The 560-nt window shown below is 29.1% G+C and carries 1 pseudogene; it reads left to right on the top strand.

What is annotated here, in order from left to right:
* Nucleotides 1-560, top strand: a pseudogene (locus tag OM90_RS12985) (DUF1911 domain-containing protein); the annotation flags it as partial.

Genomic DNA, 560 nt, shown 5'->3' with positions numbered 1-560 from the left:
ATAGCAAAAATATTAGAACTTGATGATACAGATTTAAAAGAAACTACCTATTATCCATATGATTTAGCACACTATAAAAATACTATGAAATTTAAGCATATGGATTTAGACGATTATAAACTTGATGACAATAAAGAAATAGAAGATGAAAATATAAAAGAAGGGATAGAACATAACCCCTCACTAGAAAGAGTAATTCCAAAGAGATGGCATGCATTTGTAGATGAGTTCATAAAAGATTATCAAAGTTTAGATGATGATGCATTTTATGAAAAACATAAAGAAGAGCTAGATGAAGTATGGCTTTCTATTGATGAATATAAAGAATGTAATAAAGAAAAGGATCTTTTAGGTTCTTTACTTCTCGATGCAATGGTATATAAAGGATATATATTACAATTAGACTGGAAAGAAAGTCTAGTAGACCATTATTTAAACATAAAAAATTACTGGGGAGATGAGAAAACCAAGTTAGTAGAATTTGATGTAGGCGACGACCAACAATACTATGCCTTTATCCCAGCAGATACAAATGTAAAAAACATGTACGACGTTACAAT

Origin of the sequence: Defluviitalea phaphyphila (assembly GCF_001466305.1) — a bacterium.
Lineage (GTDB): Bacteria > Bacillota > Clostridia > Lachnospirales > Defluviitaleaceae > Defluviitalea_A > Defluviitalea_A phaphyphila.
Note: the sequence above shows the minus strand (reverse complement) of the source record. Positions and strands in the feature narration are given on the sequence as shown.